This is a genomic window from Absiella sp. AM09-50 (assembly GCF_003433845.1).
Lineage (GTDB): Bacteria > Bacillota_I > Bacilli_A > Erysipelotrichales > Erysipelotrichaceae > Hoskinsella > Hoskinsella hominis.
The window spans coordinates 20988-44321 of sequence record NZ_QVFI01000017.1 but is presented as its reverse complement, the minus strand read 5'-3'; the positions used below and the strand labels follow the sequence as shown (position 1 = coordinate 44321).

Here is a 23334-nt window from a genome sequence, read left to right as displayed (position 1 = left end):
CTTATTTTTTGAAGTAATCTACACCGTTCTTGAAGATATTCTGAAGTTTTTCACCTTCGATGTTTTTAAACAATCCCTCTTCATAACGTTCACTGTGTCCCATCTTACCGAAGATTCGTCCATCAGGACTTGTGATACCTTCGATTGCATAAGAACTACCATTTAAGTTATATGCGCCATTCATAGTAGGATCACCATCTAAGTCAACATACTGTGTTGCGACCTGACCATTTTCAAACAGTTTTGCGATCACTTCATCACTTGCGACAAACTTACCTTCTCCATGAGATACCGCAATACTGTGGCAATCTCCTGGTTTAAAGCTTGATAACCAAGGTGATTTATTGCTTGTGACTTTTGTAGTTGCGATGTGTGATACGTGACGGTTAATATTGTTTCTAAACAATGTTGGAGAATCTGCATTCAGGCTTTCGATATCACCATATGGTAATAAACCAGATTTAATCAATGCCTGGAATCCATTACAGATACCTAAGATCAATCCATCATTTTTAAGCAGTGTCTGTACGGCATTGTTCACTTTTGGATTGCTTAATACATTTGCGATAAACTTACCACTGCCATCTGGTTCATCTCCACTAGAGAATCCACCAACGATCATCAAGATCTGTGCTGTGGCAATCTTTTCACTTAATACATTCAAAGAATGTTCAATGCTTTCTACATTCAGGTTATTGAATACAACAATTTCTACTTCTGCGCCTGCACGTTCAAATTGTTGTTTTGTGTCGTATTCACAGTTTTGCCCAGGGAATACAGGAATGATAACTTTTGGCTTATCATATGTTTGATGAGCTTTTGCATGTGTTTCACTATTGTATTCAGGTGTTGTGATTTTTTCACCATCCTGATCTACAGTCATTGGATAAATCTTGTTGTAACGTTCACACCATACATCAATTGCTTCATCAATATCAATCGTTTCTTCATTGATATGAATGTTGTGATCTGCAGTAGTTTTTCCTAACAGAATGAAATCAGCATCTTCGATTGGCGCACTTGTTTCCACGATAATAGAACCAATAGAAATGGAGAACATATCTTCATCACTTGTGACATCTACACCAATTTTATTACCAAAACTCATCTTACATAATGCTTCAGCAATACCACCAAACTTCACAGTTGCAGCAGATACGATATCCTTATTCAGGATGTGTGCACGCACTTTATTGAAGTTGTTTTTCAACTGTTCATAATCTGGCACCATATTTTCTTTTGGTGTATGTTTTACCAAATACAGATAGTTGCCTTCACCCTTTAATTCTGAAGAAATAATATTCTCTGTCTTATCAGTTGTGACTGCAAACGTAATCAATGTTGGAGGTACACAAATTTCATTGAAGGTACCTGACATAGAGTCTTTTCCACCAATGGCTGGTGTTTCAAATGCCATTTCTGCTTCAATCAATCCCAACAATGCCTGCATAGGTTTACCCCATTTTTCAGGATCTGTATGTAAACGTTCAAAGTATTCCTGGTTTGTTAAACGACAAGTTGCCCAGTTACCACCCAATGCAGTGACTCTGGCAAGTGCTTCTACTACAGAATAAGCAGCCCCTAAATAAGGAGAATATAAAGATACTTCAGGGTTATATCCATGTGTCATGATAGAACATGTATTTGTAAAACCAAAGACTGGAAGTTTCTGTACACTACCTTCTGTTTCTGTTAACTGATATTTACCACCAAATGGCATCAATACCGTTGATTTACCAATTGATGCATCAAACATTTCAGCTAAACCAATCTGTGAAGCAACATTTGGCTGTTTCAAATCATCTTTAATATTGTTCACGTTTGATTTAAATGGGTTATTATCCACAAGACCTTCTTTCACAAGAACATCCTGTAAACCACGAACACCATTGGTATTTAAGAAATCACGTGAGATATTCACGATTTCTTCTCCATGGAAACTCATAACCAAACGATTTTCATCAGTTACTTCCGCTACGATTACACTATCTAAGTTTTCTTCATATGCTAATTGTTTAAATTCTTCAAATTTATCTGCTTCGATTAAAACTGCCATACGTTCTTGAGATTCAGAAATCGCAAGCTCTGTACCTGATAACCCATTGTATTTTACAGGTACTTTATCTAAGTCAATTTTTAATCCATCCGCAAGCTCACCAACAGCAACGCTGACACCACCTGCACCAAAGTCATTTGCCTTTTTGATCAGGCGAGTAGCCTCTGGATTACGGAATAAACGCTGTAATCTTCTTTCCATAGGTGCATTACCTTTCTGCACCTCACTAGAACATTTTGTTAAAGATGTATCATTGTGTTCTTTACTAGAACCAGTCGCTCCACCAACACCATCACGTCCAGTAGCGCCACCAATCAATACAACGATATCGCCTTTTTCAGGAGATTTACGGATAACATTTTCTTTTGGAGCGGCACCAACAACAGCACCAACCTCCATACGTTTTGCGACATATCCATCATTATAAATTTCTTTTACATAAGTTGTTGCCAAACCTATCTGGTTACCATAAGAAGAATAACCGGCAGCAGCACCTTTTGAAATTCTTGATTGAGGCAGTTTGTTAGGAAGTGCATCCTTGATATCTTTTGTGATATCACCTGCACCAGTGATACGCATTGCCTGATATACATAACTACGACCTGACAATGGGTCACGGATTGCACCACCAATACATGTGCTGGCACCACCAAATGGTTCAATTTCAGTAGGGTGATTGTGTGTTTCATTCTTAAACATCAATAACCATGTCTGATCTTCACCATCAACATCGACTGTGATTTCGATAGAACAAGCATTGATTTCATCACTGACTTCCATATCATCCAGTTTCCCGTTTTTACGCAGGTATTTACCAGCAATGGTTGCCATATCCATCAATGTCATGACTTTCTTTCCACCATGTACATCATTTCTTAATTTCAAATATAAATCGTATGATTTCTGAATGGTTTCCTGTAAAGAACCAGCTTCAAACTTCACATTTTGTAAGATGGTTTCAAATGTTGTATGACGGCAGTGATCAGACCAGTATGTATCCAATACTTTTAATTCTGTCATTGTTAAATCACGTTTTTCTTCATTCTTGAAGTAATTTTGTACGTGCTTTAAATCAGCCAGTGTCATTGCAAGGCCTTCTTTATCCATCAATGCCTGTAATGCTGCATCATCCATATCACAGAAACCTGTAATGACAGGAACTGCTTCAATTTCAACATCTTCTTCATAACCTAAGATATTTAAATCTTTTTCACGCATTTCCACAGGGTTAATCAGATATTTTTTAATACCGATGATTTCTTCTTCACTTACATTACCCTCAAGAATAACAATACGTCCACTCTTAATCACTACGTCCTGCTTGTTATTTAACAGCATTAAACACTGTTGTGCACTATCTGCACGCTGATCATATTGACCTGGTAAACATTCATAAGCTATATAAGTTTTACCTGTTAAATCAACATCATCATAAACTTCATCGGTAACAACTTCACTCAATACTTTTTCCTTCAACAATGCCATATCATGATCATCCCCATGGAATACATCATACACATTGTACAGTTCTACACCTGTTAATCCATTCAGATTCAGGTTCTGTTTTAATTCATGAAATAAAGACTTTGCTTCAACACGGAAGGCTTCTTTTTTCTTTACAAATACACGATAGTCCATCTTTTTCACCTTTCTATATATTGGATATATATTATTCAACTTCAATTACAGAATCAGCTTTTACTTTATCTGCCATAGATTTTTTGAATGCATCTAGTTTTTCAGCTAATGTTTCATCACTTAATGCAATCATCTGGGCAGCAAGAATTGCGGCATTTTTAGCCCCAGCTTTACCAATCGCAACAGTTGCGACAGGAATTCCACCAGGCATCTGTACAGTAGATAATAATGAATCCATACCACCTAAAGCACTTGTCTGAATAGGAACACCAATAACTGGAAGTGTTGTAGAACTAGCTAATACACCACCTAAGTGAGCAGCACCACCTGCAGCTGCGATGATCACCTTGATTCCACGTTCTTTCGCACCTTCACTTAATTTAATGACTTCATCTGGTGTACGGTGTGCACTTAATGCATGTGCTTCAAATGGAATATCAAATTCCTTTAACTGATTGAAGCAAGCTTCCATTGTAGGTAAGTCACTACGACTTCCCATGACGATACTGACGATTGGTTTTCTGTTTTCGCTCATTTGCTTTTCCTCCTATAAAATAAAAAATACATATTGCCTATCTTACCAATATGTACACTAAAAACAGTTATTTAATTGTATTAATATAGCGCATCTTCTTAAGACCATAAGTAAGACCTCCTATAATAATAAAGACGTATTTGCCTGCATACGCAAACAAATACGCCTTCGAACAAAAAGAAAGAGTAATTGTTTGCTTGTAGCCCGCAGATTTACGGTTAGCGGCTAGAAACTTGCCGTCCATATTACGGCATATATACAAGCTAATAGTCAATACATAAGTATTGTACTAAACTTCCTGTTTTATTACAAGCATAAAAGTTACATTTCTTTGGAATTTCTCTATTCTTTTTCTGTTCTTTTCTATTTTTACAACTTTTCCTTATATATTATCGTTTTTTTCAAATCATACAAGTACAATTTTCATCTTTTCATCAAAAATTATATCTACCAATAAACATCCTTCTCGCCAATTTGTTGTATCACTTCTTAAAAAATATCATATCTAAAAAAATGCATATATTCATAAAATTAATTTTCTACATGCAAGTATACATTGCCTCAGTCAATGAAAAGGGTTACAATAATAAAAAGATACATGTAAGGAGGAGTTAAAATGAAATATGCTTATATCAATGGAATTATCCTGGATGGCAGCGAAGATATGGTACCTCAAAAAGGAAAAGTCATTCTTACAGAAAATGATAAAATATTGGGAATTGTAGATAAAGATACTGATCTAAACACCTATCAGAAAATTGATTTAAAAGGTAAATATATCATGCCTGGATTAATTAATTTACATGTACACTTACCTGGCAGTGGAAAACCTGTAAAAGAAGGTGTAGATAATGGTGAACGTATCAAAAAGCTTGCGAAAAATCCAATTGTATTAATTGCTATCAAAAAAATCTGTGAAAAATATGCCAAAATGGAATTGATGAGTGGCGTCACAACCATTCGTACTGTTGGTGGCGCAAAGAATTATGATACAGAAATCAGAAATAAAATCAACGCTGGTAAAATGATTGGTCCTCGTGTATTGGCAAGTAATTATGCGATATCCGTACCTGATGGTCATATGGCTGGTTCTTTGGCCTATATCGCAAATAGCGCTGATGAAGCTGTACAATATGTTAGAAAAATAGCAGAGGATCATCCTGATTTAATCAAATTAATGATTACCGGTGGTGTTTTGGATGCGAAAGCAAAAGGTGAACCTGGTGAATTAAAAATGCCAGCAGAATATGTAAAGGCTGCCTGTGAGGAAGCACATCATCTTGGTTTAAAAGTCGCCGCCCACGTTGAAAGCCCTGAAGGGGTACGTGTTGCATTAGAAAATGGTGTTGATACCATTGAACATGGTGCACAGCCAGATGAAACAATCCTTTCCTTGTTTAAAGAACGCCACGCATGTCAGGTCGCAACCTTATCACCTGCCTTGCCTTATGCATTATTCGATCGTTCTATTTCTCATGCTACAGAGATGGAACAATATAATGGAAATATTGTATTTGAGGGTATCATCAACTGTGCAAAGGCATGTTTAGAAAACGATATTCCTGTAGGATTAGGTACAGATACTGGATGTCCTTACGTTACGCATTATGATATGTGGAGAGAACTATATTACTTCCATAAATATTGTGATGTATCGAATACATTTGCGTTATATACTGCCACAAAACGAAACGCACAGATTGCGGGCATAGGAAATATAACTGGCTCTATTGAACCAGGTAAGTGTGCTGATTTTGTTGTAACAGCAAATAATCCACTAGATGATTTAACAGCGTTGAGAGATATTGAAATGGTTGTGACGCAAGGCAAGATCATTGATCAGCCAAAAGTCAAAAAAGATCCTGAAATCGAACAGGAATTGGATAAGTTTTTATAGGAGAACGGTGAATGCCGTTCTTTTATTTTATAGGACTACTTAAATTACCTTTTTTTCATTTTGAAAATTAGATTCTAAAAAAACATTCGATATTTTTGTAAAATTTTTAGATTCTAAAAAATAAATCGTGATAAAATAAATAAACTCTAATTTTCAATCAAATATTCCTTTGATGATTTAAACAAAAGTGATATAACTAAACTAGCTAATTATAAAACAGTAAACTTAGACTTCTCCCAAAAGAAAGGACGTGTCATAAGAAATGAGTAAAGTCGATACTACACAGGTTTTTACAACAATACTTCCACTAAAGAATCTAATAGAGGATATTGTGCAAGGAACATGTGACTTAGATGCAAATTATCATCGCCCATATTGCTGGACTTCTGCCATGGTAGAAGAATTCCTTCAAGCCCTTTTACAAGGTCTATCTTTCAATCTTTTTATCCAAAAACAGGCAAAAGACTCCAACTTCAATGGCGACAAGTAAGTTGGAATACACGCTGTGCACCCTTTGGGCGTGAATGCAGCAATATAAAAAGTTCTTGTCTTTTTTTCTTCTTGTTTCTGCTTTTTTTCTATCACAATATTCCACATAATCTTTGTAAGCATTTCTCCTCTTTTTGTGCTATTATTAGCTTAATTACAAAATAGAAAAGAGGTGCTTACATGGTTAAAGAAAAAGAACATGATGATAAGAATTACCGTGTCTTTCGCTGTATTATAAAGCCTACTCATACGTTTTATGAACCATTTCTACTTGTGACTCATCTTGCGAAAAACCTCTATAATATTGGAATGTTTTATATCCGTAATGCTTATAGTGGCGCTATCAAATCTCCTCAGGATAGGTTTCCTAATGAAGTAGAAGTAATCAATGATCTCAACAGTGTCATTGATCAATTAAATGAAATACGATTGTACGATAAGAAAACGAAACAGAAGAAGAAAAAGCCAGGTAAAATGTTCTCGAAAATCAATGAGGGAAATAGATTCGTTTTCTATGAGCTTTTGGATGGTCTGTTCAAAGTAATGAATCAAGTAGACTATCGTGCATTGCACTCTCATGTAGCTCAACAAGTATTGAGGATGTTGATGCGTGACTGGAATAGTTTTTTCAAAAATCAAAAGAAATATCGTAACGATCCAACAAGCTTAAAAGCTAAACCACATATACCAAATTATGCTGATAAAAATGGTTATAAAACTGCGACCTTTACCAATCAATCCTGTTATATCAGAAAAGATAAGAAAGGTGGTTATGTCCAATTCCCTAAAATAGTGAAAAAGTATGGCTTTCCAAGTGATAGATTCTATATCGGGAAATTAGATATGATGGACAAGGACTTTAAACAGATACGTTTGGTGCCAGAAGAAGATCATATCGTTATGGAGATCGTATATGAGATCAAAGCTGTAGAAGATACTGTAGATGTAGAAACAGCAGAAAGAATTGCAGGTATCGATATCGGTGTCAACAACTTAGCAAGTATCGCTTTCACTACAGGGCATCAGCCAGTCATCGTAAAAGGCGGTAAAGCAAAGTCAGTAAATCAAAGATACAATAAAGTCATGGCACATTTACAGTCTGAACAGTTGAAAGGCAAGAAACAGGAAACTCATATCAGAACAAAAAGGATGAAACGCGAAACAAGAAGACGCAACAATCAAATGGATGATTTCATGCATAAGAAATCAAGAAAGATCGTTGATACATGTATGGAAGAAAACGTTGAAGTCATCGTGATCGGAAACAATACGGATTGGAAACAGAACATCAATCTAGGCAAGAAAAACAATCAGAATTTTGTACAGATGCCATTTCAGAAATTCATCAAAATGATCAAGTATAAAGCAGAAGCAGTCGGTATCAAAGTAATGATAACAGAAGAAAGCTATACATCCAAAGCCAGCAGTATAGACGAGGATCAAATACCTTGTTATGGCGAAGAAGAAAAAGAATATACATTCAGTGGAAAGCGAATAAAACGAGGCTTGTACAGAAGTAAAGAAGGTATCTTGATGAATGCAGATATCAATGGCGCAAGCAATATCATAAGAAAAGTATATCCATGTAAGCCAAAACTCAAAGAGCGATGGTATAGAGGTACAGTGAACGTACCAGTCATGTGTATCTAAACGTAAACACGATCAGATACAGATACGAAAAATTCTAGCTTGTACAAATAATGGATAAGCCAGAAGCTCCCTGCTCTATAGCTGGGAGTAGTTCACCACTTATCATGAAGATGATCATTATGAAATCATCGATGGCTATCAACGTTTAAAAACTTTATTCATGTTTTATAATGATGAAATCAAATTAAGAAATATCACTTCTAATAAAATCATTTTGACATATTTAGATGAGTTTAAACATAGTGAAAAAAATGCATGTAAAAAAATTTACAGTAGATATATACAAAGCAATGTAGTTACTAGACTTACTTTTTCTTTATTGCCAGAAACTGTCATTGCCAAGTTAAATGCTACTCAAGTACCTGTTCTCAAAATCAACAGTCACAATCAAGAATCCGCAACATATTTTTATCGACAATATAATGCTTACCAAAAAGAATGCGCACAATTATTATTAAGCCTATCAACCTTTCAAATTTTCAATCAGCCTTTAGAATCTTATGCTGACGTAATCACACCGTTTTGTGAAAAAATACATATCCACTTGCAGATGAAAGATTTCTTTATCATTTTATTCCAAATAATTGGTATTTATGATAACTCTACATTGCGTCTTGGCTGTAAAAACGATGATGTTATCGCCTATATCAATAATCTTAATCAATCAGATCAAACATATATTGCAACACGATTATTTGAAAAAGTTCTTAAAAACATAAAATTAGTAAATCAATCCGATATTAAGGATATTAATCTGAGAAAATCAGGCTTAAAGCTTGTTTTTCTCTATATTATAAAAAAAGACCTTACTTCCTCCGATATAAGTAAAGTCCTAATGAATATTCAAAAAGTACAGAATCAAGCGAAGTACTTCAATACCTCTAAAAACATTGACTTGCATGATGTTTTAAAAACATCTGATGAAAGAAAAATCAACGATAACCTGTTATTTAATTGACGAATAGAATAAGAGCATGTTTGTTAGCGTTATTTACAAGCATGCTCTTATTTACATTATAAATCTTTTCCGTTTGTTTGAATGACTTGCTGATACCAATAGAAAGAATCTTTTGGCATTCTCTCATAAGAACCTGTGCCATCATCGTGTTTATCTACATAAATAAAACCATAACGTTTTTTCATTTCACCTGTTGTTGCACTAACTAAATCAATTGGTCCCCACATAAGGTATCCGATACAGTTAACATCATCTTCTATCACTGCTTTTTTCAAAGCTGACAAATGCTGTTTTAAATAATCTATACGATAATCATCATGTACCTTGCCATCCTCACTAACAACATCTACAGCACCTAGCCCATTTTCTGTAATCATGATAGGAAGTTGATATCTTCTATCAATAAAATTTAATAAATAACGAAGTCCAGTAGGATCAATCGACCATCCCCAGTCACTATCTTTTAGATATGGATTTTTCACACCACCAAAGAATGCTTTTTCCATGTCTTCTTTTTCTTTGGCAATGCTGACTTCAGATGCATAATAATTAATACCAAGGAAGTCTAAAACACCTTCTTTAAATGCCATTTTATCATCTTCAGTTACATCTAGCTGTATACCTAAACGCTGATATTCATGCAATTTATATTCTGGAAATTTTCCATAACACATTGCATCTATCTGATACAAATCACGTGTCATTCGTTTAAAAGATAACATCACATCTTCAGGGTTACAGGAGTATGGATAATTAGGTGTTAATCCAAACACACACCCGATTTTATTGTCCGCATCAATTTCACGAGCTAGTTTTACCGCTTTGACACTTGCTACTGTCATATAGTAAGCACATGTCGCAAGTGTTTGCGGTGCATTTTCTAATTCAGAATATTTAATGCCTGCCACAAAGTATGTAAAGAAATCTGATAATGCCATTTGTGAATCAATATGATTCATTTCATTAAATGTTACCCAATAGTGTACTTTGCCTTTTAATGCTTCAAACATCGTCTTACAATAACGTAAATATAAATCAATGGTTTTACGATTTGTCCAAGAGCCATACTTTCTCACAATCGCAAGTGGCATTTCAAAATGATATAATGTCACAATTGGTTCAATATCATTCTCCAATAATGTATCGACAACGTTTTGATAATATTGGATACCTTTCTCATTAGGCTGTTCATCGTCCCCGTTTGGATAGATTCTTGACCAGTCCACAGATATTCGCAATGTTTTAAATCCCATTTCTTTAAATAACGCAATATCTTCTTTATAGCGATGATAAAAATCAATACCTGTTTCTGATGGATATGTGTATCCAGGGAGTTTTTCATCATGAATCAAACGGTCATGGTGTACATCACCTGATGTCGCAACATCCATCATGGCCAAGCCTTTGCCATCTTCATTCCATGCGCCTTCACATTGATGAGCCGCAATACTGCCACCCCATAAAAAGTTTTCATTTAATTCCATATGATTCACCTCTATACAATCACTGTTAAACAGTTTTCCTTTCCTGTAAATATCGTTTCAGTAGATGGTAACACATCCAGATAATCTGCTGTATTTGTGATAACCATAATCACCGTTGTGTCATAACCTTCTTTTGTAATTGCTTCAAAATCCGCTTTAATTAATGGTTCTCCAACCTTTACATGATCTCCTTGTTTTACCATTCCTTCAAAATATTTTCCTTCTAATTCTACGGTATCAATACCAATATGAATCAATACTTCTATCCCATAAGACGTCTTGATACCAATGGCATGGTTTGTAGGAAATAAGCTAACAACTTCTCCTTCTACTGGTGAATGAATGATATTTTCTTCTGGTTGAATGGCAATGCCTTTACCTAATGCGCCTGTGGAGAATGCTTTATCATTTACCTGTGCCAATGCAACCGCTCTGCCTTTGACAGGTACACCAATTTCGGTTTTTGTGAATGTAGAGTTCATACGTTTTGGTTCTTCTTGCACATGTTCTTCTTGTGGAATACCCAATAGATAAGCAGCAATAAATGCCCCAATAAAGCCAATAATTACTGCCCCTACTGCACAATAGAAATTCATATATTCATTGTTTCCAATAAAAGAAGTAATCCCAAATAATGTTACTGGTGCATAGGATTTGACGCCCATTAATCCACCAAATAATCCTCCAAGACCACCACCAATCATGACAGCAACAAATGGTCTTCTATATTTCACAAATACTCCATAAACAGCAGGTTCTGTAATTCCCATGAATGCACTAAAAGCTGTCGTTCCAAATAATTGTTTTTGTTTTGCATCTTTTGCTTTGAAAAAGTATCCAAGTACAGCACCACACACTGCAATATCTGATACAATCCATGCTAAAGTAAATATTGGATCATATCCTTGCGTTGCATAGAAATTCATATAGATTGGTATGATAAAGTTTCCAGCGCCCATCATAATCAAGAATGGCTGGCATGCGGCATATAACATGACTGCGCTCCAATTTCCAAATGTATTCATCAAGAACTGGAATACCAGATTCAATAAATCACTTAACCATGTGCCAATAGGTCCAAATAAAGCCAAAGTAATAGGCAGACAAATAACAAGTGTTAAAACTGGATTAAAGAAATATTGTAAGGCTTGTGGCATCAATTTTTCTAATGCTTTTGTTACATATCCCATAAACCATACGCCAAGCAATATTGGAAAGAATGAATTAGAATATGTAATTGTTGGAAGATTTATACCAAATACATTTAACCCTTCAACACCATTGATACCAACTGATAATAAGGTAACAGCAATTGTTACTGCCAAATAAGGACTTGCATGTAATCTTTTTGCGAAAGCCATTGCCATATAAACAGGCAAGAAATAGAAAACAGCTTGTCTAAGTGTATCATAAATGAAGTAGGTAGAACTTTCCGGAGAAATTAACCCAGTTAATGAAACAATAGAAAGTAGTCCTGCGATAATACCTGCGGCCATCATAGGTTCAAGAATTGGATTCATACATTCTGACAGTACATCAAGTACAGCTTTGACAGGATTCTTTTTTACCTTTTTTTCTACGCTTGTTTCCATTCCTAATAATTGTAATAATTCTTCATGAATCTGTGCTACTTGTGTTCCTATGATAATCTGATAAGCTACTTCATTGGATACAACATCAATGACATCTTTCAATGCTTTGATATCTTCTGTTTTTGCTTTATTTCTGTCTTTTAATGTAAAACGTAAACGTGTCATACAGTGGACAACTGCTTCAATATTATTTTTTCCACCAACCAATTCAATGATCTGTTCACAAAATTCTTTATATTTCATATAAATTAATTCCTTTCTTCTCTTTGGGTTACACGATGAATATGAAGCATAAGATATGTTTCTTCATCATTTGTTAATTCACTTTGAAATGCATCGCGTACATAAACTCTGATTTTGTTTACACAACTGTACGCTTCTGGATATAAACTTCTGATTTGATTATTTAATTCTTGCTCATCTGAATCGTATACATCATGTTTTAACAACCTTGTCACAAAGTATTGTAAGTGTGTGACTAAGCGTATATAGTTCATAGAATCTTCATCGAAGTTTATATGAAAATGATACTTGATAATTGCCAGAATATCTCTTACTGTTTCCATTGCTTTTATCTGATGATTTGCGTTGTTTGTGTCATTTTGCAGATTGATGAAATGAAGCGCAATTGCGACAGCTTCATCTGTAGGACACTCGATATCCATCGTTTTCTGAATAATGGATACTGCATATAAACCAATTTGATAATGCTCTGGATAAAACTTTTTGACTTCCCAGCTAAGCGGACTTTTAATAAACTGATTCTTTTTGATGCGCTTAATTGTGAAATCTAAATGATCCAATAATGTTAAGTAAAGATAATCAGATACACATGTTTTTAGTTTTTCTTCTCCATAGGCAATGATTTGATTTACCATTTGCAAGTACTCATCTTTGGTATTGGATAAAAGAAAGCTAAAGTGTTCCAGTTTATCGTGGGAATCCAGTACATAGGTTTTCTGTATTTCTTCACTGGTGATTTCCTGTCCTGGTTTCTTTTTAAATGCGACGCCTTTGGAATATACAATAATCTCATTTGATCCTCTCTTTACGATAGCAACATTATTGTTCAATATCTGGCTGATTTTCATATTGCAGCTCCTCCTTTCCAGAAAAAAACTCAAATTACATAGGAAAAGCCATTCCAAGTAATTTGAGTTCTGCCTGCATATCAGTAACATACTCAATCTATAGCAGCTTGCTATAGAAGTTTTTTTCTAAATCCATTATATCAAACAAAAGCTCTATTTCAAGCGCTTACATAATTAATTTACCATTTACCATGGTATTTTTATGGATATAAAATACTAAAAGAAAGGCTAATCATACAATTAATATATCATTAGCCTTCACAATATTGTTTTAAGATTTTTTCGTTTTTTTACTTTTTCTAATACCTTTGATTACAACAAATCCTGTTACACATGTTAAGAAAGAGAAGAATACAACATGACTATGATCGCTTGTATCAACGGAAGATGAATTTTTATCTTCTGTTTGTTTATCATTCTTTTGTTCCTTATCCATAACCGCATTTGCTTCTTGTTTTTGAAGTTGTTTGATTGCCTGTCGTAAATTAGTAACAGCTGTTTTTACCTCAGCATCATTTGTTTTATTATTTTGAGATATTAAGATAGCTTGTGATAATGCATTCTGTAATTCTTTTAAAGATTTTTCTGTATAAATAGAAGGGTTCTTGATAAGCTCTTGTGCCTGTTTAATGATTGTATTCAATTCATGTTTATCTGTATCTGGCTTAAGCTCCTTTACTTTCAGATTTTCTTTCGCATCAAATAGTCTTTGATAAGCAGTATTGATTTCATCTAGCGTTGCTTTATCTGATTGTAGAATGCTATCTAGCTGTGTTTTTGCTTCTTCTAGTGCATTCCAGCTATCCACTGTGTATTGATTTTTCACAAGAGAAGATAATGATGGCAATAACTCTTGAGCCTGTGCTTTCGCCTGTTGAATCAATAGTTGTGAGCGAGCCTGTTGTAGCTGTTTGTATAAATCAGATACTGCCTGTTCGCTGGCATTTTCTGGATTTGCGCTCAATTGATATGCTGATGTAATCATTGTATTTATTGCTTCATCTTTTGATTGATTTAAATCTTTTACTTCTTTTGTGATCTGTCCAAGCTTTGATAAGCTATTTGAAGATGCTCGTTTTTCTAACTGATCCATAGCTTGTAGAAGTTTTTCAACAGTATCATCTATGACTTTTTGTTCAACCTCTGTTGTTTGAAGCAGCGCATCTGCGTCCTCATATGCTTTCTTATAAGGCTCCCAGCTCATCTTTGTGACACTGTTTTTTGTATAACCCTGTGCTTCTTTTTCAAGTGCGGATTGTAGTGCTTTTTGTAATTTTGTTTTATCAAGAACGGGCGTATGTTTTGGTTCAAGTAATGTTTTTGCCTTCTGAAGGCTTGTTAATGTATCATTGATCAATGTTTGATCTGCCTGTTCATTTTTCAATACACCCTGTGCTGATTCAAGTACTTTTTTAAATTCTATCCAGCTGTCTGGTGTATAATCATCTTCCTGAAGCTTTATGCCTTCCGCAATTTCCGCAGCCAGTTTTGTTTTATCAATCACTAACTGTAGTGCATTTTTTGCCTTTTCCAGTAAAGATGTCGCATCATCAATTTGTTGTTGTGTATCTGCGATTTCATAAATTTTAGAGGCATTTTGGAATGCTGCTTGATATGCCTTTACACTTTCTTCTTGATAAGCATCAAGATTCATATTCAAATACGTTTCCATTTCTTTCTTCAATGCATCATAACTTAATGCTTTTTGTGGTTCTGTCGTAATCTCATAATAATCAAATGATACTTTAGGTTTACTGCCTTCAGGAGCATCACTTGGACAATCTTTCACAACCACTTCTACTTTATGTTTCTCATTAGATAATGGCTTACTTTCAAACACTTTACTTTTTGGTTCACTGCCACTGACTTTGGTAAAAGTAGAGAATGTTCCTTGATTTACACCATCTATGATGACATCGATATTCGCACCAGCATAACCACCTGATGCTTCTAATTTCATGAAATATAAGGCAAGTTTATTTCCCGTAAATTCAAATGAGAAGCTGCTGCCTTTTTGGATTGTTTCACTGATTGTGCCAAACTCATGTTTTCCTTCATCCCATGTTGTCCAGCCATCAGAATATGTAATACTTTGATCACGATCATCTACTTTTACACAATTCTGTGGCATAACGATTTCTATCGTTTTCTGTGCATATAAATGATGCTCTTTATCTTCCGCTTTGACGATAATTGTTCCTGGATGTGTACATGTTAATACTCCCTTTTCATCGATGGTTGCGATATTGCTAGGCAGTTTTAAATCATTTTCCACAGACCAGGTGATATCCCCTGCACTTGTTCCTGATGGTGTTGTCATTACGCTTAATGGAATACTTGTTTGTTTAGATAGATCTATTTGATCATCACTTATGATACTCATATTTGTTGGGTTTCCTTGACGGAGTATTTCAAATGCATCTAAGGAAATCTTCGCTTTTGTGACTACAAGCTGTGCATGATGAATGCCTTCTGGAAGATTTTTCACTTCATAAAACACTTGTTGACGCAATGTTTCTGTACTATTGGTATCTATGTTTTCTCCTACTTTTTTACCATCGATATATAAGTCAAACGTATGGGTATTCCCAGCTTTCATGCCTATGACTTTTAAACCATTTCCTGAGAAATAGAAATCTAAAGAGCTTCCATCCTGGTCTGTGTATTTTTCTGTGGACATATACTGTCCACCATCTGTCCAATCACCCCAGCCAGAGGAATAATTTATCATTGGATCACGATCATCCATTTTTACGATATGATAGATATCCTCTGGTTTTATTTCTTTGCTTAATGTACCACTTCTACCATCAGTATCCACAGCAGCGACTTTATAAAAGCCACTGTTTCCATCCATTTGATATGGTGCATGTGCTGTTTCACCAATTTTTTTATATTGTTCGTTCTCATCTTTTTGATAAATATCATAACGTGTTGCGGATGGCATTTCATCAAAGTCAATGAGTATTTTATTCCCATCTGTATAAGCTTTTACATTTTCCACAGCTTTTAAAGGTCGATTAGGAATATTTTCGATAGTATATGTTTCATTTGCGACTGTTTGGAAACTGATTTTTCCATCTTTTTGTGTTGTTTTTACGATATCTCCATTATGTTTTACCACTGCCTGATCAATATTTGGATATGCAATTGTACATTCGTTTCCACTCTTTGATAAGATGGAAGCACTATACAGATTGGAAGATTTCCAATCCATACTTACTTCAAAGTTGCCACGAGCAACTAATCCATCCACATGTCCATCCTGCCATTCATCAGCTAATGCAGGCAATAAATTGATATATCCCATATTGCTTTGTATGAGCATCTCCGCTACACCAGAAGTATAGCCAAAGTTTCCATCAATCTGAAATGGTGGATGTGCATCCCAAAGATTTTGATATGCACCTGCTTTAAAGAATGCTTTGATAATTTCATATGCATGATTGCCATCACCAACACGTGCCCATGAATTTAATCGTTGTTCCATTCCCCAGCCAGTCGCATCATCACCTCTTGATGTTAAAGAAACAATGGCAGCATCCAGGTACTTTTCATTATCTACATTGATCAAATCTCCAGGAAATAAGCCTAATAGATGTGACATATGACGGTGGTGTAAATCCGTATTAGGAACACTTCCCAGTGTTGTTTCACTATACCATTCTTTAATTTGTCCACTATCGCCGATTTCGATTGGGTTTAATTTTGACTGGATATCTTTCCATTCTTTTACTAAATCCTGATCAACATCCAATGCCTCTGCGGCTTCAATGCTGTCTTTATATAATTGCCAGATCAGTGATTGTTCATAGGTATTTCCTGCTGTATATGGACCTTGTTCAGGTGAATACGCTGGTACTGTCACAAGTCTGCCTGTTTCAGGATCTTCCCGTAATATTTGTTTATATAATGTAGCTTCTTCTTTCAACATTGGATAAATTTCATTATGTAAGAATTCTTTATCCTGCGTGTATTCGTAGTATTCGTAACAATTTTGAAGAATCCAAGGAACTGCCGCTGGTGACCATCCCCAGCTGAATGCCCAGCCCGGACATGTCCAGCCAAATGGTGTATTCTGGGTATGTGCACTAAATCCATTTTCCGGATGTTCTGCGTCACTTTTTACGCCAAAATAAGTTTCAGCCGTTACTCTACCTGGTTCACGAAGACTATCCACATATTTTATTAAAGGTATGCCACATTCTGCCATATTGGTAACATACGTTGGCCAATAATTCATTTGCAGATTTACATTCATATGATAATCAGAGCCCCATGGAACTTCGTTTTCATTTCCTACACGATCATTCCATACACCTTGTAAATTGGCAGGTAAATCATCTCCTCTGGATGAAGAAATCTGTAAATATCGGCCATATTGAAATAATAAAGTTTCTATATAACGGCGATTTCCTGCATCTGCATTTCCATTGTTGTAGGCAGTCAATAGTTCATCTGTAGTTAAATCTGGCATTGTCTGTCCTAAGTCAAGATGAACACGTTGGAATATATTCTGATAATCTTCTATTCCTGTTTGTTTGACTTGAGCATAGCCTTTTTTTACGGCTGCATCAATTACATTTTTTACACGTTGATTTAATTGATCATCACTTTCTCCTGTACGATATGCAGGATAATCGTTTTTATAGTCCGTTGATGCACTTACAAAAATCGTTGCTTCTGATGCATTTTTTACATATAATTGATCATCTGCTGCTTCTATACTTCCATCCTGTGTTGTTACAGCTAATTGTCCATTTAGCTTCAGCTGATTGTCTTTCATTTTTCCTTGAACGACAATGGTATTATCTTTCACTGTTGTGACAACATCTTTTTGTAAATTCTCGCTTGTTTCATTTTTTACAGGAAATGATACATGAAAGTTTAGTTTATCATTACCTTTTGCGCTTACTTTCATCGCAATTACATCATCTGGATAACTTGCCAGATATTCACGATGATAATCTGTGCCATTTAATGTAAAGTCCACAGTTGCCAACGCATCATTTAAATCCAATGCACGTTCATAATCAGATGGTGTCCCATTTAAACCGAAATCTAAATAGATATCGCCAAATGCCTGATAAGAGCCATATCCATCATGACTACCAACGATTTTTCCACAAGCATTTGCAGCATCCGGGTCACCATTTAAAAACATATCCTGGACTTTTTTCACATAGTCTGCCATTGGCATTCCATCAACGGTTGTGACATTTCCACCATTGTAATCTTTGCGAGAATCACTTGGTCCGCCTGTCCATAATGTTTTTTGGTTAAATGTTAAGTGCTCTTTGCTAATTTCACCATACACATTGGCGCCCATTCTGGAATTGCCAATCGGTAAAGATAACTGTTGCCATCGATCATTTTCCTCTGTTGTGTTAAAACCACCGCTTCTTCCGGGTATGAGTGTTCCCTCACTCACTGGTTCATCAAAATTGATTTTTAAATCCGGTGTAGTCTGATTATCTGTTGCAAGTATTCGCATACTGCTTACTGGTATATATGTGCATACCATGGCACAAGCCAATAAAAAACTTGGCGCTGCTTTTTTTACATATCTTGTTATACCTTTCATTATGTTCTCCTCTCTTAAATGTAACCGTTCTCAAATTGGATTATAACAAATGAAAGAATACTTGTATGTATTTCTGATATGATTAAGCAATCCATATGTAAAATAAAACTATATCTCTAAAATATTAATATTATTTTTTATATATATTTATCGCACAATATAACAATATATTATAAAAATCCCAGCCTTCTATGTATCTAAAGCAGACTACATATAAAGCCTGGATTCATCTTAAGATTTATATATTATCTCTAAAATATGTTTTGGCACTGCATGATCATCACAATGTCCAATCACATTCCCTGCGGCTTTCTTCGCAGCATCACTTGCATTTTCTGTTGCGTACGCATGGGTAAATCTACTTAACATTTCCAAGTCATTTCCTCCATCACCATAAACAGCAACTTCATCTTCTGCGATATTCAAAAGCTGGGCAAGCTTTGCGACTGCTTCGCCTTTATTTACACTTTTATCTGTGATTTCAAAGATTTCATCCTGAAAAGGTGCGTTGACGACGATATCGCTATGCGCTTGGATAAATGCAGTTAAATCATGATGCAACGCTTCATCCTCTACCCGACAATTGATTTTCATAATCCCCTGTTTTAAGATTTCCTCATCACTTTGTTCATATAAACAATCTTTCATAAATTCATGAATATCTGTTTTACGTAACACCTTTTTCCAGATACTGCGCTTCTCGAATTCTTTTATATGTTGGTCCTTGGAGATTCTAAGAAATGTATGATCTTTTCCGATACACTCAAAATCAATGGTAGGAAATGTCTTTAATACCTTTGCTAGAAAATCCTGATTGAGATAATTTTCATAAATAGAGTTCCCTTTTGGATCAAATATCAACGCCCCATTCATACAAATCGTATATACACCTCGATGATACATTCCTAATTTTTCTTTCTGATTTTCATGCATATGACGACCTGTCGCAATCGCAAAATAGCGGTTATTTTTTATAACTTGATCCACAGCATCCAAAATCACATCATCTGTTTCATGATATTTATTTAGTAAAGTGCCATCTAAATCGCACGCAAAAAGCTTTACCATAACATCCTTCCTCCTTTTCATTCAGAGCAATTATATCACTTTTCTATATAATATTATTTTCAAAAGGAAGAAAATTCCATACAAAAAAACGTATCAGTATGATGCCAATACGTTTTCTGTTTGCTTATTTACAAGTCATTCCCTGTTTTTCTGATAATTCGATTGTTTTATCAAATGGTGCATCTTTAGAATCACCAAAGCCTAATGTACTAAGTGTAGAACCTTCTACCGTTGCCATATCAATTTTAACAACTACTTTTAAATCTTTTCCATTTGCTTTATATTCTGCGCTAACACCTTTTTTACCATCAACGCCCATTCTGCTTAACATTGCTTTTCCTTCTTTGTCCAAATCTTCCTGTGTCATTTGAGAAGCATCTTTTTGTGATACACTTTCTGGAACATCATATACCAATTCCATTGCGGTAATTTTGTTATCTGTTGCATCAAGTTTGATACTTGCTTTCATTCCATAAACTTCCATAGAACAGGTTTTTGATTCTTTTTTAGGTTCTGATGAGCATCCTGCCAATAATAAAGCAGCACATGCGATTGCGAATAATTTTTTCATAGTTTTCTCTCCTCATTTATTTACAAGTAAATTTAATACCTTCCTGACCCTTTTCTGCGTTTTCTACCGTTTCACTAAGTTTTACGTTTTTCGTATTTCCTGTGATACTGAATTTGTTTAGCACTTTAGAATCAGCTTTCATCAAATCGACATGGATATCCATTTTCATGCCGGTACCATCAACTTTCACGGTTGCTTTAACGCCTTCTTCATCACCGCTTAAGCCTAACTGTGTCATCACGGTATCTTCCATCACTTTTAACTGGTCTTTATCTACTTTGGAAGCATCAAAACCAAGCATTTCTTCTGAATAAAGATATTGGATATCCATTGTTTTAATGACATCATCTTCCGCATTCATTTTCATAGACATGCGCATGCCCTGATATTCGGTTGTACATGTTTTAGTTTCTTTTTTTACTTCTTTTGAGCTAGAACCACAACCGGTTAATAAAACTGCCGCAAAAAGAAATGCCATTATTTGTTTATGTTTCATTATGTATTTCTCCATCTTCTAAATATAATATTTTTCATTTATAATCATGAAACTTATTTACATGTAGCGCCGTCTGCTTCTCCACTTTTAACTGTTTCACTTAACTTAATATTTTTTGTGTTGCCTTCCATCTTGAATTGTTTCTTCAAAATATCAGTATCTGCTTTTGTTAGGTCAATATTGATTGTCGCTTTTAAATCTTTTCCATCAGCTTTGAATACTGCGGCAATACCTTCACCTTCCTTAATGCCTAATTGAGATAATACAGCATCTCCCATTGTTTTTAAATCATCTTCTTTTAATTTAGAAACATCTCCACCTAACATAGATCCAGGGAAAACATAAGACATTTCCATCTTTTTAATTACATCATCTTCTGCATCCATCTTAATAGACATTTTCATTCCTGCTTCTTCCATGGAACATGTTTTTGTTTCTTTTTTTGGTTCAGATGAACCACAACCTGCTAATAAAACTGCTGCACATGCGAATGCTAAAAACTTTTTCATAACCATCCCTCTGACAGTATTTTAATCTGTCCCTTTCTATACACATTTATTATACCAAAGGGCTCTTGAAATATCTTCAAAATTGTCGAAAATTGGAAATCCATATCAAAAAGTGGTAAAAAATGCTGTCACATATACGTCTTTTCTATTTTTTTCTATAAATTAAATGCCTTTTGTGTCACGTTTTTATTACCTCTAATAGTAATATGGTCCTCTTCTGTCAAATGGCCTAATAAAACACTGCTATGTTCATCATGCAATTTGATTCTCTCTTTAATTGATTTTGCATCATAATTGGCGTAACAATATAAACACTCATGAGGACAACAATTATAATCCCCGATATCTACACTGGCAATACAGCCACAGACTTGTTCTCTGACACCTTTACCTTTTGGCTTTTCAAATGAATATCCGATTGCCTGGGTAATATCTTCCATATTCATACACGGTCTTGCTTCAATGCCGTACATGGATAAATCTACTTTTTCTGCACAGCTTTGTATATGCATATGATACTTATGGGCAATTTCCCCAAAAGCTTTTCCAATCATCTTCATCTGTGCTTCTTCTAATGGCTGAAGCTTCATTTTAGCCATGTTCTTACGCGTATTTTTATACATATCCACAAAGGAGATAATCACCGTTTCTACATAGCCTTCTAATTGTTTACACAATCGTTCAAATGCACGGCAATGATACTCTATGGTATATACATCGTTTAATAAGATGGGATCATATCTGACAATTACACGTTTAGAGCCCAGTTGACTTGACATCTTCTTTATACCTTCGATAATCGCTTTTTTATCAGGTACTGCCTGTTCAATATCCTTATGATATCCAGTTAATGTGACATGAAATATATAGGGAAAAGGGATTTCTTTTAATCTTGGCAACATAGGCAAAGGATTCTTTGTACAGAAAATAATGACATCAATATTGGCTTCATTCAATATGATTCTGGATATCTGATGTGGATTAAATGGGTTTCTTACATCCACATAGCCTTCTTTTAAGCGGTTAAAAAACCAGTTACTAAAATATGCCGGGATGTCACATCGTCCACTTACGAATAAAATCATATCATCACCTCTGGTATTACTATACAAAAGTTTGATACAGAATACAAATGATTGGATTATAAAAAAGAGAAAAGCATCTCGAATGTGATGCTGAAAGAGAGAGCCTTATAATATGTTTATTTTATAATGAGAAGGGATATCTGGCAGGTGTATCCCTTTTATAAATCACTCATGCTTTTGAAATGTCAGATAAGAAAATGCCTTTACTGCCTCATCATCGGATAGAGGACTGGAAATTCCAATAAAAGTGTTGGTATCTTTTACTTTTTGGATAAAGAATACCTTATCTCCATCAGAATTTGCGTTAAAACGAATAGATGGTACTTCATCTTTAGAATGATCCTCTTTAATGGTTACGCCCTCCATATTTAATGCACGATCACGAAAATTTTCATAATCCGATTGCCTCATAAAATTTCCCTTTAATAACGTTTTATCATCTTTTTTGATAAAGAACTCACCGTCTTTTTGGCTTATTTTATGTCCATCTGACGTATCCAATGTGACATCAACTTTATCACCATTATCGATGTTAAACGTATAACAAAAACTTGTTGTCACATCACATGCACTTAGTCCTGCCAGAATAAGCATACAGAAAAATAAATTCTTAAAAACTCTTTTCATTTAG

The 23334-nt window shown here is 34.9% G+C and carries 16 protein-coding genes and 1 riboswitch; of the genes, 4 read left to right on the top strand and 12 right to left on the bottom strand.

Annotation, left to right across the window (positions count from 1 at the left end; translation table 11 throughout):
- Position 1 precedes the first annotated feature (1 nt).
- Together DW114_RS13935 and purE are read right to left on the bottom strand one after the other, a co-directional pair.
- Positions 2–3694 (bottom strand): phosphoribosylformylglycinamidine synthase, encoded by a 3693-nt coding sequence (locus DW114_RS13935; protein ID WP_117454347.1) that lies wholly within the window; start codon positions 3692–3694, stop codon positions 2–4.
- A gap of 31 nt (positions 3695–3725) precedes the next feature.
- Entirely contained in the window at positions 3726–4229 is a 504-nt protein-coding gene (gene purE / locus DW114_RS13930; RefSeq protein ID WP_117454346.1) for a 5-(carboxyamino)imidazole ribonucleotide mutase, read from the bottom strand.
- A gap of 180 nt (positions 4230–4409) precedes the next feature.
- A riboswitch (purine riboswitch) is annotated at positions 4410–4511 on the bottom strand.
- 334 nt (positions 4512–4845) lie between these two features.
- On the opposite strand from purE, the gene DW114_RS13925 reads away from it, so the two are divergent.
- From DW114_RS13925 to DW114_RS13910, 4 genes are all read left to right on the top strand, one after another.
- Positions 4846–6126, top strand: a complete 1281-nt coding sequence (locus DW114_RS13925; protein WP_117454345.1) for an amidohydrolase family protein — start codon at positions 4846–4848, stop codon at positions 6124–6126.
- A 262-nt stretch (positions 6127–6388) separates the two neighbouring features.
- Complete coding sequence (locus DW114_RS13920) at positions 6389–6616, top strand: hypothetical protein (RefSeq protein ID WP_117454344.1); 228 nt, start codon at positions 6389–6391, stop codon at positions 6614–6616.
- Positions 6617–6795: 179 nt separating this feature from the next.
- Entirely contained in the window at positions 6796–8265 is a 1470-nt protein-coding gene (locus DW114_RS21755; RefSeq protein WP_233509575.1) for an RNA-guided endonuclease InsQ/TnpB family protein, read from the top strand.
- A 160-nt stretch (positions 8266–8425) separates the two neighbouring features.
- A complete protein-coding gene (locus tag DW114_RS13910) occupies positions 8426–9223 on the top strand; it encodes a hypothetical protein (RefSeq protein WP_117454343.1) in 798 nt (265 codons plus the stop codon).
- A 56-nt stretch (positions 9224–9279) separates the two neighbouring features.
- Here DW114_RS13910 and DW114_RS13905 read toward each other — a convergent pair whose 3' ends face one another.
- The 10 genes from DW114_RS13905 to DW114_RS13860 all read right to left on the bottom strand — a co-directional run bounded on the left by DW114_RS13905 (position 9280) and on the right by DW114_RS13860 (position 23330).
- A complete protein-coding gene (locus DW114_RS13905; RefSeq protein ID WP_117454342.1) occupies positions 9280–10707 on the bottom strand; it encodes a glycoside hydrolase family 1 protein in 1428 nt (475 codons plus the stop codon).
- An 11-nt stretch (positions 10708–10718) separates the two neighbouring features.
- Positions 10719–12542, bottom strand: coding sequence for a beta-glucoside-specific PTS transporter subunit IIABC (locus DW114_RS13900; RefSeq protein WP_117454341.1), 1824 nt, complete (start codon positions 12540–12542; stop codon positions 10719–10721).
- 5 nt (positions 12543–12547) lie between these two features.
- On the bottom strand, positions 12548–13390 hold the full coding sequence (locus tag DW114_RS13895; protein WP_117454340.1) for a PRD domain-containing protein: 843 nt from the start codon (positions 13388–13390) through the stop codon (positions 12548–12550).
- A 271-nt stretch (positions 13391–13661) separates the two neighbouring features.
- Positions 13662–18974 carry a glycosyl hydrolase family 95 catalytic domain-containing protein gene (locus tag DW114_RS13890; RefSeq protein WP_117454339.1) on the bottom strand — a complete coding sequence of 1771 codons (5313 nt, stop codon included), beginning with the start codon at positions 18972–18974 and terminating at the stop codon, positions 13662–13664.
- A 231-nt stretch (positions 18975–19205) separates the two neighbouring features.
- The gene (locus DW114_RS13885) at positions 19206–20042 is read right to left on the bottom strand and encodes a Cof-type HAD-IIB family hydrolase (protein WP_158552280.1); all 837 of its coding nucleotides are present in this window, start codon (positions 20040–20042) and stop codon (positions 19206–19208) included.
- A 124-nt stretch (positions 20043–20166) separates the two neighbouring features.
- Complete coding sequence (locus DW114_RS13880; RefSeq protein ID WP_117454337.1) at positions 20167–20613, bottom strand: hypothetical protein; 447 nt, start codon at positions 20611–20613, stop codon at positions 20167–20169.
- Between the two features lie 16 nt (positions 20614–20629).
- Positions 20630–21109, bottom strand: coding sequence for a hypothetical protein (locus DW114_RS13875; protein WP_117454336.1), 480 nt, complete (start codon positions 21107–21109; stop codon positions 20630–20632).
- A 53-nt stretch (positions 21110–21162) separates the two neighbouring features.
- The gene (locus tag DW114_RS13870; protein ID WP_158552281.1) at positions 21163–21618 is read right to left on the bottom strand and encodes a DUF1307 domain-containing protein; all 456 of its coding nucleotides are present in this window, start codon (positions 21616–21618) and stop codon (positions 21163–21165) included.
- Between the two features lie 155 nt (positions 21619–21773).
- A complete protein-coding gene (locus DW114_RS13865) occupies positions 21774–22703 on the bottom strand; it encodes a DUF1848 domain-containing protein (RefSeq protein ID WP_117454334.1) in 930 nt (309 codons plus the stop codon).
- A gap of 165 nt (positions 22704–22868) precedes the next feature.
- The gene (locus DW114_RS13860; protein ID WP_117454333.1) at positions 22869–23330 is read right to left on the bottom strand and encodes a hypothetical protein; all 462 of its coding nucleotides are present in this window, start codon (positions 23328–23330) and stop codon (positions 22869–22871) included.
- Positions 23331–23334 lie beyond the last annotated feature (4 nt).

Coding starts and splice junctions, on each gene's coding strand:
- DW114_RS13885 (WP_158552280.1), bottom strand. CDS start 20,042: ATGGTAAAGCTTTTTGCGTGCGATTTAGATGGCACTTTACTAAATAAA.
- purE (WP_117454346.1), bottom strand. CDS start 4,229: ATGAGCGAAAACAGAAAACCAATCGTCAGTATCGTCATGGGAAGTCGT.
- DW114_RS13895 (WP_117454340.1), bottom strand. CDS start 13,390: ATGAAAATCAGCCAGATATTGAACAATAATGTTGCTATCGTAAAGAGA.
- DW114_RS21755 (WP_233509575.1), top strand. CDS start 6,796: ATGGTTAAAGAAAAAGAACATGATGATAAGAATTACCGTGTCTTTCGC.
- DW114_RS13880 (WP_117454337.1), bottom strand. CDS start 20,613: ATGAAAAAATTATTCGCAATCGCATGTGCTGCTTTATTATTGGCAGGA.
- DW114_RS13920 (WP_117454344.1), top strand. CDS start 6,389: ATGAGTAAAGTCGATACTACACAGGTTTTTACAACAATACTTCCACTA.
- DW114_RS13890 (WP_117454339.1), bottom strand. CDS start 18,974: ATGAAAGGTATAACAAGATATGTAAAAAAAGCAGCGCCAAGTTTTTTA.
- DW114_RS13870 (WP_158552281.1), bottom strand. CDS start 21,618: ATGAAAAAGTTTTTAGCATTCGCATGTGCAGCAGTTTTATTAGCAGGT.
- DW114_RS13900 (WP_117454341.1), bottom strand. CDS start 12,542: ATGAAATATAAAGAATTTTGTGAACAGATCATTGAATTGGTTGGTGGA.
- DW114_RS13925 (WP_117454345.1), top strand. CDS start 4,846: ATGAAATATGCTTATATCAATGGAATTATCCTGGATGGCAGCGAAGAT.
- DW114_RS13865 (WP_117454334.1), bottom strand. CDS start 22,703: ATGATTTTATTCGTAAGTGGACGATGTGACATCCCGGCATATTTTAGT.
- DW114_RS13935 (WP_117454347.1), bottom strand. CDS start 3,694: ATGGACTATCGTGTATTTGTAAAGAAAAAAGAAGCCTTCCGTGTTGAA.
- DW114_RS13860 (WP_117454333.1), bottom strand. CDS start 23,330: ATGAAAAGAGTTTTTAAGAATTTATTTTTCTGTATGCTTATTCTGGCA.
- DW114_RS13875 (WP_117454336.1), bottom strand. CDS start 21,109: ATGAAACATAAACAAATAATGGCATTTCTTTTTGCGGCAGTTTTATTA.
- DW114_RS13905 (WP_117454342.1), bottom strand. CDS start 10,707: ATGGAATTAAATGAAAACTTTTTATGGGGTGGCAGTATTGCGGCTCAT.
- DW114_RS13910 (WP_117454343.1), top strand. CDS start 8,426: ATGTTTTATAATGATGAAATCAAATTAAGAAATATCACTTCTAATAAA.